Annotated in this window: 13 protein-coding genes, 3 tRNA genes and 1 riboswitch; of the genes, 5 read left to right on the top strand and 11 right to left on the bottom strand. The window is 42.0% G+C overall.

Going from position 1 to position 13,022, the window contains the following annotated elements:
• Positions 1-33: 33 nt before the first annotated feature.
• A complete protein-coding gene (gene uvrD, locus VEZ01S_RS16070) occupies positions 34-2,205 on the bottom strand; it encodes a DNA helicase II (protein ID WP_021715108.1) in 2,172 nt (723 codons plus the stop codon).
• A gap of 360 nt (positions 2,206-2,565) precedes the next feature.
• Here uvrD and VEZ01S_RS16075 point away from each other — a divergent pair, with 360 nt between their 5' ends.
• From VEZ01S_RS16075 to VEZ01S_RS16090, 4 genes are all read left to right on the top strand, one after another.
• Complete coding sequence (locus tag VEZ01S_RS16075) at positions 2,566-2,826, top strand: BufA1 family periplasmic bufferin-type metallophore (protein ID WP_021715109.1); 261 nt, start codon at positions 2,566-2,568, stop codon at positions 2,824-2,826.
• Positions 2,827-2,910: 84 nt separating this feature from the next.
• A complete protein-coding gene (gene bufB, locus VEZ01S_RS16080; RefSeq protein WP_021715110.1) occupies positions 2,911-3,765 on the top strand; it encodes an MNIO family bufferin maturase in 855 nt (284 codons plus the stop codon).
• A complete protein-coding gene (locus VEZ01S_RS16085) occupies positions 3,762-4,532 on the top strand; it encodes an HvfC/BufC N-terminal domain-containing protein (protein ID WP_021715111.1) in 771 nt (256 codons plus the stop codon). The genes bufB and VEZ01S_RS16085 overlap by 4 nt, the downstream gene beginning before the upstream one ends.
• Positions 4,533-4,537: 5 nt before the next feature.
• Complete coding sequence (locus VEZ01S_RS16090) at positions 4,538-5,002, top strand: DoxX family protein (RefSeq protein WP_021715112.1); 465 nt, start codon at positions 4,538-4,540, stop codon at positions 5,000-5,002.
• Between the two features lie 24 nt (positions 5,003-5,026).
• Here VEZ01S_RS16090 and tsrA read toward each other — a convergent pair whose 3' ends face one another.
• On the bottom strand, positions 5,027-5,308 hold the full coding sequence (gene tsrA / locus VEZ01S_RS16095; protein WP_021715113.1) for an H-NS-like global regulator TsrA: 282 nt from the start codon (positions 5,306-5,308) through the stop codon (positions 5,027-5,029).
• 292 nt (positions 5,309-5,600) lie between these two features.
• On the opposite strand from tsrA, the gene VEZ01S_RS16100 reads away from it, so the two are divergent.
• On the top strand, positions 5,601-7,382 hold the full coding sequence (locus tag VEZ01S_RS16100; RefSeq protein ID WP_021715114.1) for an aminopeptidase P family protein: 1,782 nt from the start codon (positions 5,601-5,603) through the stop codon (positions 7,380-7,382).
• 58 nt (positions 7,383-7,440) lie between these two features.
• On the opposite strand, the gene thiH is transcribed toward VEZ01S_RS16100, so the two are convergent.
• From thiH to VEZ01S_RS16145, 9 genes are all read right to left on the bottom strand, one after another.
• Complete coding sequence (gene thiH, locus VEZ01S_RS16105; RefSeq protein ID WP_021715115.1) at positions 7,441-8,559, bottom strand: 2-iminoacetate synthase ThiH; 1,119 nt, start codon at positions 8,557-8,559, stop codon at positions 7,441-7,443.
• Positions 8,556-9,338 carry a thiazole synthase gene (locus tag VEZ01S_RS16110; protein ID WP_021715116.1) on the bottom strand — a complete coding sequence of 261 codons (783 nt, stop codon included), beginning with the start codon at positions 9,336-9,338 and terminating at the stop codon, positions 8,556-8,558. The genes thiH and VEZ01S_RS16110 overlap by 4 nt, the downstream gene beginning before the upstream one ends.
• A gap of 2 nt (positions 9,339-9,340) precedes the next feature.
• The gene (gene thiS, locus VEZ01S_RS16115) at positions 9,341-9,550 is read right to left on the bottom strand and encodes a sulfur carrier protein ThiS (RefSeq protein ID WP_021715117.1); all 210 of its coding nucleotides are present in this window, start codon (positions 9,548-9,550) and stop codon (positions 9,341-9,343) included.
• Complete coding sequence (locus tag VEZ01S_RS16120) at positions 9,543-10,307, bottom strand: HesA/MoeB/ThiF family protein (protein WP_021715118.1); 765 nt, start codon at positions 10,305-10,307, stop codon at positions 9,543-9,545. The genes thiS and VEZ01S_RS16120 overlap by 8 nt, the downstream gene beginning before the upstream one ends.
• Positions 10,297-11,478 carry a thiamine phosphate synthase gene (locus tag VEZ01S_RS16125; RefSeq protein WP_021715119.1) on the bottom strand — a complete coding sequence of 394 codons (1,182 nt, stop codon included), beginning with the start codon at positions 11,476-11,478 and terminating at the stop codon, positions 10,297-10,299. The genes VEZ01S_RS16120 and VEZ01S_RS16125 overlap by 11 nt, the downstream gene beginning before the upstream one ends.
• 79 nt (positions 11,479-11,557) lie before the next feature.
• A riboswitch (TPP riboswitch) is annotated at positions 11,558-11,671 on the bottom strand.
• 40 nt (positions 11,672-11,711) lie between these two features.
• A complete protein-coding gene (gene crcB, locus VEZ01S_RS16130; protein ID WP_021715120.1) occupies positions 11,712-12,095 on the bottom strand; it encodes a fluoride efflux transporter CrcB in 384 nt (127 codons plus the stop codon).
• A gap of 408 nt (positions 12,096-12,503) precedes the next feature.
• Positions 12,504-12,593 (bottom strand) — tRNA-Phe (locus VEZ01S_RS16135).
• 162 nt (positions 12,594-12,755) lie between these two features.
• Positions 12,756-12,832 (bottom strand) — tRNA-Trp (locus VEZ01S_RS16140).
• Positions 12,833-12,910: 78 nt separating this feature from the next.
• Positions 12,911-12,987: transfer RNA gene (locus VEZ01S_RS16145), tRNA-Asp, on the bottom strand.
• Positions 12,988-13,022: the final 35 nt, after the last annotated feature.

Consider the following 13,022-nt stretch of genomic DNA (forward strand, 5'->3'; position numbering starts at 1 on the left):
AAAGCCCCAGCAAGTTGCTGGGGCTTAATAATTTTACAGCTGTTCTAATTTTGCGTATTGAGTAATCAGCCACTTTATCCCTTCGCCATTGAAGGCAACCTGAACGCGACTTTGCGCGCCACTGCCTTCAAAGTTGATAATGGTGCCTTCCCCAAACTTAGGGTGTTTGACTCTTTGCCCTAAACCAAAGCCTGTTTCATTGAAGCTTTCTTGCTTAACGGTTTGGCTAAATCGACCAGTATTAGTCGGTCGGCTTACTTGAGCTTTCATACGCACTTCTTGGGTACACGCTTCTGGCAGCTCTTTGATAAATCGAGATGGTTTATGGTATTTGTCTTGTCCGTATAAACGACGCATCTCAGCATAGGTCAGGTAGAGTTTCTGCATTGCGCGCGTCATTCCCACATAACAAAGCCTGCGCTCTTCTTCTAGTCGCCCTGCTTCTTCTGCTGACATTTGGCTCGGGAACATCCCTTCTTCAACGCCGACCATAAAGACCAGAGGAAACTCCAAGCCTTTAGCACTGTGCAACGTCATAAGCTGCACGGCATCATCAAACTCATCGGCTTGCCCTTCACCGGCCTCTAAAGCAGCATGAGTCAAGAATGCAGTAAGATCGCTCATCTCATCCGCTTCTTCAGGCTTCTCATACTGACGAGTTGCCGTGACCAGTTCTTCTAAGTTTTCTATACGCGCTTGTGCCTTTTCGCCTTTTTCTTGCTGATACATAGTAAACAAACCAGATGCTTTAATAACGTGGTCTGTCTTTTTGTGTAGCTCCATAGGTGCAGTGTCGTCTTCAAGCGCATTCACTAGCTCAACAAAGCGCCCTAAAGCCCCTGCTGCGCGGCCCGCAAACACCTTTTCTTCCAATAATTGAATACTGGCTTGCCACAATGTTGCACCGCGATCTCTGGCGGCATAACGAATGGTCTCTAAGGTTTTCTCACCCAAACCACGTGTTGGCGTATTCACGATACGCTCAAAAGCAGCATCGTCATTGCGATTGGACATCAAACGCAAATAACCCAGTGCATCTTTGATCTCTTGACGTTCGAAGAAGCGCATTCCGCCGTAGATGCGATATGGCATACCGGCTTGAATTAAGGCTTCTTCCATAACACGAGATTGGGCGTTATTACGGTACAAAATGGCTGAATCTTTTAACATTCCGCCGGTGCTTTGCCACTCTTTGATTTTATTGACGGCAAAACGCGCTTCGTCTAATTCATTGTAAGCAGAGTAAACCGAGATAAGTTCGCCATCACTGCCATCGGTCCACAACTCTTTACCCATACGTTCAACGTTATTGGCAATCAGGTGGTTTGCCGCCGTTAGAATGTTTTTGGTCGAGCGATAGTTTTGCTCAAGACGAACGGTAGACGCTTGTTTAAATTCATTAAGGAAGCGTTGAATATTTTCGATTTTCGCTCCGCGCCAGCCATAAATAGATTGGTCATCATCACCCACGATCATGACGTTACATTCAGGGCTTGCCATCATTCGAAGCCAAGCGTATTGAATGTTGTTGGTATCTTGAAACTCATCCACGAGAATATGTTTAAAACGAGCTTGATAATGTTCACGAATGTGTTGTTTATCGCGCAGTAACTCGTGGCAGCGTAGTAAAATCTCAGCAAAATCGACCAAGCCAGCACGGTCACACGCTTCTTGATAAACCGAATAGATACGTAACCAAGTTTTAGTTACTGGATCGTGGTAGCTATCAATATGCGAAGGCCTTAAACCTTCGTCTTTTTTACCGTTGATCCACCACGCCGCTTGCTTCGCTGGCCACTGCTTTTCATCCAAGTTTTGCGCTTTGATCAAACGACGTAATAAACGTTGCTGATCTTCTGAATCTAAAATTTGGAAGTCTTCTGGCAGTTTCGCATCCAAGTAATGAGCACGAAGAATACGATGGCAAATACCATGGAAAGTACCATTCCACATGCCAGAGGCTGTGCCTCTCATTAACTCTTCAATACGACCGCGCATTTCTGCCGCCGCTTTATTGGTAAAAGTTACCGACATAACAGAAAATGGCGAGGCTTGCTCTACCGACATAAGCCAAGCAATACGATGAACCAATACCCGAGTTTTACCACTGCCTGCGCCAGCAAGGATCAATAGGTTACCTAAAGGGGCAGCTACCGCCTCTCGTTGTTTGTCGTTTAGCCCATCGAGTAATAATGATGCGTCCATCGTACCTTTCCAATCTTTTATACCAATCGTAGAAAATAACGGGTCAGTTTAGCCTGTTAAAGCATGCTTTCTGATCACCGCATTGCCGAGAACGGTATTACTGTTTATTTATACATTAACAGTCAGTATACCGCGTAACCGATACAATCTCTAACCTCCATAGCCAGCAATTTACTCACTTTTTACACATTAAAGTTCTTCTTAAATTTCAAATAATTAGAATAATAATGAAAATTTATTTAGTTTTCTTGAAAGAAAAATCTTATTCATCGCATCTTCTACAATAAGCAATCGCAACATCTTATTAACAAATCATTGTCGATTGCCTACACAACGAAGGATCATATTGAGGAAGATATTATGAAAAAGTCTAATCTTGCAGTTACAGCGGCAGTTACTGGTTTACTCGCTCTTGGTGGCACCATGCTTACCGCAACTCATGCAGTAGCAGCAGAAAAAGAGAAGTGCTACGGAGTAGCAAAAGCAGGGAAAAATGACTGTGCAACGAAAACCAGTTCTTGTGCAGGAACATCAAAAGAAGATCATCAAAAAGATGCCTTTGTTGTGGTACCAAAAGGATTATGTGACAAGTTAGCGGGCGGAAGCATGTCATCGTCATAGCTTAATCGCTTGCTCCAACTGAGTTCCCCGGGGTGCAGCGGTATCGTACCCCTCCTTCTCCGCCTAAATATAGAGTTAACCAAGATGCAAAATCACAATATTCATCATGCTGTCGGAGTTGGATTACGTCACCCACACTTAGATTTCTTTGAAAAAAATGCAGGGCATGTCTCTTGGCTAGAAATACACAGCGAGAACTTTTTTGAATTCCACTCTAGCACTCGCCAACAGCTTAGAAAAATCCGCCAGCAACACGATGTATCATGTCACGGCGTCGGCCTTTCTTTAGGCTCAGTACAAGCTCCCGACTCTGCGCATATTCAAGCACTAGTAAATCTTGTCAACGAATTACAACCCATTATGGTCTCGGATCATTTAAGCTGGAGTGAAAACGGTGGCGTTCATTTTAATGATTTACTGCCACTTCCCTATACCGAAGAAGCATTGCAGGTTTTTGTACGCAATGTAATTCAGGTACAAGATGCTATTCAACGCCCATTATTAATTGAAAATCCAAGTAGCTATTTAAGATTTAATCATTCTACGATTTCTGAATGGGAGTTTTTAAATGAAGTTCAACGCCGCACCGATTGTCATTTACTCTTAGATCTAAACAATATTTATGTCTCATCACTGAATCATGGCTTTGATGCATTGCATTACCTAAATGCCATCACCCAGAGTGCTGTAAAAGAAATACATCTTGCCGGATTTACCGTAAAAGAAATCAAAAATCAAAAGATATGGATTGATACACACAGTACTCAGGTGTGTGAAGAAGTATGGGATTTATATCGTATTTGGAACCAAAACAACCCTACAACACCAACCTTAATTGAATGGGATAGTGATATTCCTCAGCCTCAGGTTTTACTCCGCGAAGCACAAAAAGCTTCTTCAATCATTACCGAACAAGCCAATGTACCGGTGGCCTCATGATCTCCCTTGCCAACCTACAAGCCAACTTTGCTCAGTCACTTATATATCAAGGTGCTGCAGAGAATTGCGACATTCACAGTGATCATTTTAATGCCGAGCAACGAATGCAAATTTATAGAAATAATGTCATTCATAGCTTGAGCGATGTACTTAGCGCTGTGTACCCAAATACACAGGCAATGGTTGGAGAGGAATGTTTTGCTCAATTGGCAAGGCACCACGTATTAACCATGCCTTCTGCCAGTGGCAATGTGTCTCATTATGGACAAGGGTTTGATAATACAATCCGTCAATTTCCAAACGTTTTACAGAAAGCTCCCTACTTGCCTGAGCTTGCTCGTCTTGAAGCGTACTTTGATGAGCTACAAAATAAAGTGGATAGCCAACAACAAGCCCACTGTTTACCTTTGTCAGCCTTAAGTCGCTTATCAGAAGATCAACAGCCGCATATCCGCTTAATCAGCAATATAGGGGTCGCAAGCTTTGAGTCAACGGTAGCTGTTTTTGATCTCATGGCAGCCATTCAGCATGCTGCATTTGATGGTTTGAATATACAGCAAACTCAAACCGGTTTTATCTCAATTCGACCCGATGGTCAGCGCTATTGCAAAACTTTAGATGCCGTTAGCTATCAACTGCTATTGAACATTGAAGCATTGCGCCCACTTTCCCAAATTCATGAGTCACTATTGCCGAACATTTCGGCTTTAGCTGAAGAAGGTGTAATAGCGGGATTTTTAATGCCTGAGTTAACCGAAGCCAAATAAGAGGAATGGATATGAACAGTAGCATTCAAGCTCAATATCAAACCTATCAAAACGGGATATCCCATTTACAGCGTATCGCCATTCCCACCTTGTTACTGATTTGTCGGCTATGGGTAGCCTGGGTATTTTTCCAATCAGGGATGCTTAAAATAAGCACCTGGGACAGTACGTTATTTTTATTTGAATACGAATATCAAGTTCCGTTGCTACCGTGGGAAATTGCCGCATACCTAGGAACAGCTGCCGAGCTCATTATTCCGGTGTTTATTGGATTAGGTTTATTTACTCGACTCTTTGCCAGCCTATTATTTGTATTTAACATCATGGCGGTAGTGTCTTACCCTACCCTTTGGGAAAATGGTTTTTACGACCATCAACTTTGGGGCTTAATGATTCTTATTAATATAGTATGGGGAGCGGGACTATTTTCAGCAGACCATATACTGCACAAAACATTATTCAGCCAATAGTGAATAGCCCGTTCCGACGAGAGACTATTTGTTTAAGAATGCTTTTAGATCTTCAATAGTGATTCCATCTTTAGTCAGTTGCTGAGCCATAAGATCCACTTGCTCGCCCTTTCTTGATTCAATCACTTTTTGAAACTGATATACGATGTCTTTAAGAGTTGCCAATGGGAGTTGCTTTGCCGCACTTCTAATTCTTTCTTCACTTTGATTGCCGAGCTCTACAAGTAATTTACCATACATTACTTTTTCTGGAGACTCTTCAAGTTGCTCTAATCTGCGAGCCATTTCGTAAGTCGTTAGTGCCATATTATTTCACTTAAATAAGAGTTATCGGGTTTTGAAGAATTCAAAACTCACGGTAGGACGAAAATCTTTCCTGTACATAGAATATACTTTTTTCTGCAAAACTAGAACTGTTTTCATTTATAGCAAGCACAGTAATAATGTCAGTGAACCTCACCACTTAAAATAGCGATTAACTAGAATTGCTATTCACGATATCTAAAGCTCTGCTCCTCACTATAAAATTGCACACTGGCATCAAAAAGGGTAGCTTAATTGCCAAACGCATATTAGGTAGTAATGATAAGGAGAGATTATGTCATCTCAGATTAACAGCCGAGTGAACGAGTTTCGTCACTGGTTAGACAAAAACAAACTTGACGCTTTTATTGTTCCTCACGAAGATGAATTTCTTGGCGAATACATCCCAGAGCACAACGAGCGTTTACTTTGGCTAACCGGCTTTACGGGATCTGCTGGGACTGCCGTTGTTTCAACTGAAGATGCCGCTATCTTTGTCGATGGCCGCTACACGATTCAGGTTACGAAACAAACACCATCAGACGTATTTTCATATCAACACCTAATTCAAACGCCACCAACTACTTGGATTCAAGCCAACGTAAAATCCGGTAGCAAAATTGGTATCGACCCAAAGATGCATTCTGGCCGTTGGTTAAACGCTGCCAAACAAGCATTAGCTGACGATTACGAACTGATCTATGTTGATACAAACCCTGTTGATGAACTTTGGAGCGACCGACCTGCCGTTGCCCTATCTGATCTTCGTCTTATGGGTAATGAATGGGTGGGTATTGGTAGCCAAGAAAAACGCGCCAATATTGCAACGGTCTTAAAAGAGAAGAAAGCTGACAGTGCGGTACTAACGGCATTAGATTCAATCTGTTGGTTACTCAATATTCGTGGTAGCGATATATCAAGATTACCTGCAGCTTTATCTCATGCCATTGTTCATAATAATGGCCAGCTTGAATTCTTTATTGATAAAGAACGCGTTCCAGCTGAGTTTAATCAGCATGCTGGAGAAGGCGTTACTCTATTTTCACCAAGCCAGCTAAAAGAACGTTTAGCTCAATTGAAAAACAAAAAAGTCATCCTTGATCCTGCAACAAGCAATGCATGGTTTGGCATCGTTCTAAACGAAGTAGGCGCAGAGGTTCTTCCTATCGCCGACCCTTGCTTACTGCCTAAAGCGGCAAAAAATAGCGTAGAAGCATTAGGTATGAAAAATTGTCACGTTCGTGATGGTGTGGCGATGGTTAAATTCTTATCTTGGTTTGATGCAGAAAATGCCAAAGGTAACTATCACGACGAAGCACAGATTGCCGACCAACTGGAAGCGTTTAGACGTGAAGATGACTCTCTGGCTGATCTTAGTTTCGATAGTATCTCAGCGGCTTCTAACAATGCCGCCATGTGTCACTACAATCACAACAATGAACCAGCTCCAAGCGTTGTGTATGATAACTCTATGTACCTTGTAGACTCGGGTGGTCAATACCCAGATGGTACAACAGACATCACACGTACAATTGCAATTGGTGAACCAACGGCTGAAATGAAGCAACAATTTACCTTGGTACTTAAAGGTCATATTGCATTAGCTGAAGCTCGCTTCCCTAAAGGTACTTGTGGTCATCAGTTAGATGTTCTTGCTCGTCAATACTTATGGGCTCAGGGTTTTGATTATGATCATGGTACGGGCCATGGTGTGGGACACTTCTTAAGTGTTCATGAAGGTCCACAAGGCATCTCGAAAAATTATAATAACATCCCGTTAGAAGTAGGAATGGTTATCTCAAATGAGCCTGGCTATTACCGAACCGACGAATTTGGTATCCGTATTGAGAACTTAGAAATTGTTGTCGAAGTAGAAACCAAAGGCGACTTCTCCGTTCTTGGTTTCGAATCTCTAACTCGTGCTCCTATCGATAAGCGTAATATCGATGTATCACTTCTAACTGCTCATGAAATTGAATGGTTTAATAACTACCATCAAAAAGTATGGAATGACTTATCACCTCTCGTTGAAGGTGAAGAGAAGCAGTGGTTGCAACAAGCAACTCAAGCGCTCTAATAAAAAGCCCCTCAATAGTTGGTTATCCAATTATTGAGGGGCTGTTTCACGTGAAACACTAACCAGAATAAATCGACGTCCAATCTCGCCATACCGGCTCAAAGCCACGACTGCGAATCGCAGACTCTACTTCCAGCGCCGAACGCTCATCTGATATTTCAAACTGCTCTAGCTCTTGGTCATCCGTATCAACGGCATAGCCACCTGGCTGAGTTTTTGAAGCTGCAGAAACAGTCGTCACACCTAGCGGTAATATATTATCTCTGAACGATGCTGACTCACGAGTCGACAAAGAAATATCAACATGCTGATTGAACAGACGATATGCGCAAATCAACTGCACCATCTGTTTATCATTCAGTATTGATTTGGGTTGTACACCACCCTCACAAGGTCGAAGCCTTGGCAGAGAAATGCTATAGCGAGTCTTCCAATACGTTTTCTCTAAGTACTCTAAATGACAAGCGACAAACATACTGTCCACTCGCCAATTGTCTAAACCAATTAACGCACCAATACCGATCTTGTCGATGCCCGCTTTGGCCAATCGATCTGGTGTCTCTAGACGATAATAGAAATCTGTTTTAGAACCTTTTAAGTGGTGCTCTGCGTAAGTCGATGGATTGTAGGTCTCTTGATATACCATAACTGCATCTAAGCCGAGCTGTTTGAGTTCCGCGTATTCTTGTTGTTCTAGAGGCTGTACTTCCATTGCCAGATAATTGAATTGTTCTTTTATCTGCGGCACTGTTTGACGAAAGTAATCCATACCCACTTTCTTCTGATGCTCTCCGGTCACGAGAAGCACACTGTCAAACTTCATATCTTTTAATACTTTAACCTCTAAATCTATCTCTTCTTTGCTCAAGGTTTTACGCTTAATACGATTGCTCATAGAGAAACCACAATAAGTACAATCATTAGAACAAAGATTAGAAAGATACAGTGGTACGTATAAACCAATGGTAGAACCAAATCGTTGTCTGGTTTTCTGATAAGACAGCTGAGCCATAGTTTCTAAATAAGGTTCCGCTGCTGGCGAAATCAGTGCTTTAAAATCTTCAATATCACGCGTAGATTTACCAAGAGCTCTTTCCACATCAGCGGTGGTCTTGGACATAATAGAAAGATAACTTTCGCTCCAATCTATTGATTTGAATACGTCGACAAAACTCATAGTTTCGCCTCATATGAGGAATCCAAAAATGCAGTCATAGGACTGGATGCCATTGCTTTAACTTGCTGAGCACCTAAGCCTGATTCATAAGCGATGCGGCCCGCTTCTACGGCAAGCTTAAAAGCACGACCAATAGCTATCGGATCACCCGCTGTCGCCATTGCAGTATTGACCAACACAGCATCAGCACCCAACTCCATCGCTTGAGCCGCATGAGATGGCGCACCAATACCTGCATCAACAACGACCGGTACATTCGCTTGCTCAATAATAATTCTCAAAAAATCAATAGATGCTAAACCCTTGTTCGTTCCAATAGGTGCACCTAAAGGCATCACAGCAGCACAACCTACTTCTTCCAAGCGCTTACATAATACAGGGTCAGCATGGCAGTATGGCAATACTACAAAGCCGTCTTTAACCAATTGCTCCGCCGCTTTTAATGTTTCAATCGGATCAGGCATCAAGTACTTAGGATCTGGGTGAATTTCTAATTTAAGCCAATTAGTCTGCAAAGCCTCTCTTGCTAGATGCGCGGCAAAAATGGCGTCTTGTGCATTCTTAGCGCCAGAGGTGTTCGGTAGTAAATTCACTCCGATATTATTTAGCGAGCCTAAGATGTCATCTTGCTTATCAAAAACATCAACTCGCTTCAAAGCCATCGTGACTAATTCTGACTCCGATGCTGCAATAGAAGATGCCATTAATTGGTTGTTTGCATACTTACCTGTTCCTGTGAACAGGCGTGAATTAAATGTTTTATCGGCTATTTTCAACATACTTAACCTCCAGCTATCGCGCGAAATACAGAAAGCGTATCGCCTTTCTGTAACTTAATTGTGTCCCACTTAGATTGAGGGATGACCTTATTATTAAGAGCAATCGCACAGCCTTGAGTTGGCAATTCTTGGATCTTCAATACATCGATTAATGTGCAATCAGCACTCACTGTTATCGATTTATCATTAATAGTTACTGATATATCAGTCATGAATCACTTCCTTATTGCAGACGGCACAGCTGTCATCTTTAGTAATTTCAAATTTATGCTGAGTAAAGGTACGCCCTTGAAAGACGATTAATTCCCCTACGTTTAATGTTTCTGGTTCAGTAATCGCACGCATGACAAGCATCGATTGCAAGCTCGCTATCATGTTTACATTTGCCCCCATCACCCCTGCTTCGCTGCATTTCGTGGCCTTGCTCGACTCGGTAAAAGGATACAAACAGTGATAACAAGGTGCCTGTGAGTCTTTATAATCAAAATAGACAAGCTGCCCATCCCAACCAATTGCAGCACCAGAAACTAATGCTGTTTTAGTAGAAAAACAGGCTTTATTGATGTCTTGTCGTGTAGGAAAGTTATCACTACAGTCGACAACTAAATCAGCCATACTTGCTTCTAGCAACAAAGAATCCAAACTCATACGTCGATGAACGCTACGTACATTAACAGATGAATTTAATTGACGAACTTGCTCAGCAAGCGCAACAGCTTTAGCAGCACCAAGGTCAGATTCTCGATAGCTTAGTTGTCGATGCAAGTTACTGATCTCGACGATATCATCATCACAAAGAACAAGTTTACCTACACCAGCACCTGCAAGTTGTAACGCAACCGCGCTCCCCAATCCACCGCAACCAATCACTAACACTTTTGCATTTAGCAATAATTGCTGACCTTGCTCACCAATCTCAGGCAGCATGATTTGTCTTTGATAGCGTAGAAACTCTTTATCAGTGAGCATGATTCACTCCATGGGAGAGAGCCTCTGTACTGAATAACCTTTGAAATTGATCAACGGCTTCTTTCTTATCATCAGCCAAGGTCACAGCTCTGACTACCGCAACACTTGTCACACCGGTTTCAATCACTAAAGGAGCACGTTCTAAATCAATACCACCAATCGCTACGCTAGGCAGTACCGAGCCTCTCTGTTTTCCAATCGAAACAATAAGAGATTGATAGAGTTTTAGTTTGATTAATCCCTGAGGAGAAGAAGGCATATCCTTCGTAGTCGTTGGGAATATATGCCCTAATGCAAGGTAAGAAGGTTTGTATTGTAGGGCGTTAATGATTTCAAAATAACCATGTGTTGAAATACCTAAACCAATATCACTGTCTAATATACGACTATCTTCCAGTGCAGCTAAGTCTTCTTGTCCTAAGTGGATACAAGAAGCACTGTGTTCTAAGGCAAGTCCCCAATAGTCATTAATCACAATATCGACGCCAGTCTCTTTACCTACTTGTATGGCACGTCTTACGTCGTCTTCGACCTCACTTTCAGGTTTGTCTTTCACTCTTAGCTGTAAAATTTTCACACCACAAGTAGCTAACTCTTCGATAAGCTCAATGCTATCAACCACAGGATATAGACCAAAGCACTGCGTCTTCTTGCGTGGTATCGTAGTCAATTCATTTTTTCTTAATCGAGGAAAATAGCGAATATCTGATGGCCATGTTTCACATGAAACATGCTGTGCGCTACGAGAAATCAACGCTGAGTCTTCTAAAGTAAAATCAAGAGAGAGTGACACAAGCAACCAAGCAAGATAGTTCTCGGTTTTCGTAACATCATACTCGGAAGGGCTGAAGTCCCACTCAAACTGAGTATTATTTGTTAAGCGGACAATGTCCTTACTTTGCGAAAATAACGTGGTGATTGAACCAATGAGCTGGCTTTTTTGATCGTGAATAACAATAGAGTATTGCGATGAATCGCTGTCATCCACGGTTAACTGGTAGGATTTACCTGATGCAGTGAGATTAACTGAAAAGTTCTCACCATGTTTACACTCGGTAATTAAATCAGAGAAACCCGCAGCACGCGCGCACTCAATGACAGAGTGAACAGCAATATGAAAGTCTGGAGTAGCATTGGGAGATTGTATAAAACTATTAAGTGGGGATTCCATCGCCCTATCCTTCTGTAATGAACACAGCTTGTCGGATAGATTGATGGCGGGGTACTAAATTAAAACTCAATACCAAAATAGAATTGACCACCTTGTTTCCTTCGCAGGTATTATCCTGTATCAGGTTCTACGGATTCCGTATTCACGGTCTCAGCTTCTTGTGATCAACACTTCAGCACTCCGACAAGCAGATTCATTATATAGAAACTATCAAAAGAACAAAGCAAACTTACTTAGTTTTTGAACACAAGATGAAAACCAATCATTGCAGCAGAAATACTAAACACAACGTTCAGTAAAATATTTAGACCTGCTTTCCAATAGTCACCTTGCTGGAACATAAGAACATTATCCATAGAGAATGTAGAAAAGGTCGTTAAGGCACCAAGGAAGCCAAGCCCGACGATTTGACGCCATGGGTCCACGGCAATCACCTCATTTTCGAATAACGCAATAAGTGTACCCATGATAAATGAACCGACAATATTTACGGTTAACGTACCATAAGGAAAGCCTCGTCCTAAAAGAAGTACGCAAAGTTCAGATATTAAATAACGTGAACAAGCACCAAAAGCGCCACCTATTGCTATAAAACCTAGGGTTGCAAACTGTCCCATTGCCGCTTATCTCCAAAGAAAACTAGTTAGATTTAAAAAGTTACATGCGTCACTTTATATGACGTTAATGTGATCTAGATCATTAGCATAGCAAACATATGCACCCGATATAATGTAAAAGTTTAGATTGCAGAAAATAGTAGCAATTGGGTCAATAATCGTAATAAGAAAGAGAAATTCGCAGCTTGAAAAATATTATTCATACACACGATCAAATACGGATATAGAGTCTCTAGAAGAGGCTCTGAAGTGGCATAAAGATAAATAGGCATCAATAGACATCCTTAAATTCCATTTGAGGCAAGATAGTGACAGTTCTATAGATGGAAAGAACATGCTGCTTCAAAAGAGAGAGACAAAAATCCAGATACAAAAAAGGCCTCAGTCTTTCGACTAAGGCCTTAATTATGGCAGGGGTGGAGAGATTCGAACTCCCAACACGCGCCATTTTTAAGGATTAGGGGAATCCGCTGCTCTGCCAATTGGAACTACACCCCTAAAATTCTTCAGTTTCTTAATTAAACAACGACTCTAGCCAAACCTTCCATTTATAAACCCTCATTGTGTATGAAGGCATACAGATGGGAAGAATATGCAGTTTCAAATAGCAAAAATCCATATACAAAAAAGGCCTCAGTCTTTCGACTGAGGCCTTAATTATGGCAGGGGTGGAGAGATTCGAACTCCCAACACGCGGATTTGGAATCCGCTGCTCTGCCAATTGGAGCTACACCCCTAAAACTGTGATCTAAACCTAATTTTTATTAAGGCTCAGATTCAGAAAAACCCCGCAAAGCGAGGTTCTCTAAAATAAGTGGCGGAGTGGACGGGACTCGAACCCGCGACCCCCGGCGTGACAGGCCGGTATTCTAACCAACTGAACTACCACTCCGCACCAATTTGTTATCTCATTGAAGTCTTATTTAA

Origin of the sequence: Vibrio ezurae NBRC 102218 (genome assembly GCF_000467185.1) — a bacterium.
Taxonomy (GTDB): domain Bacteria; phylum Pseudomonadota; class Gammaproteobacteria; order Enterobacterales; family Vibrionaceae; genus Vibrio; species Vibrio ezurae.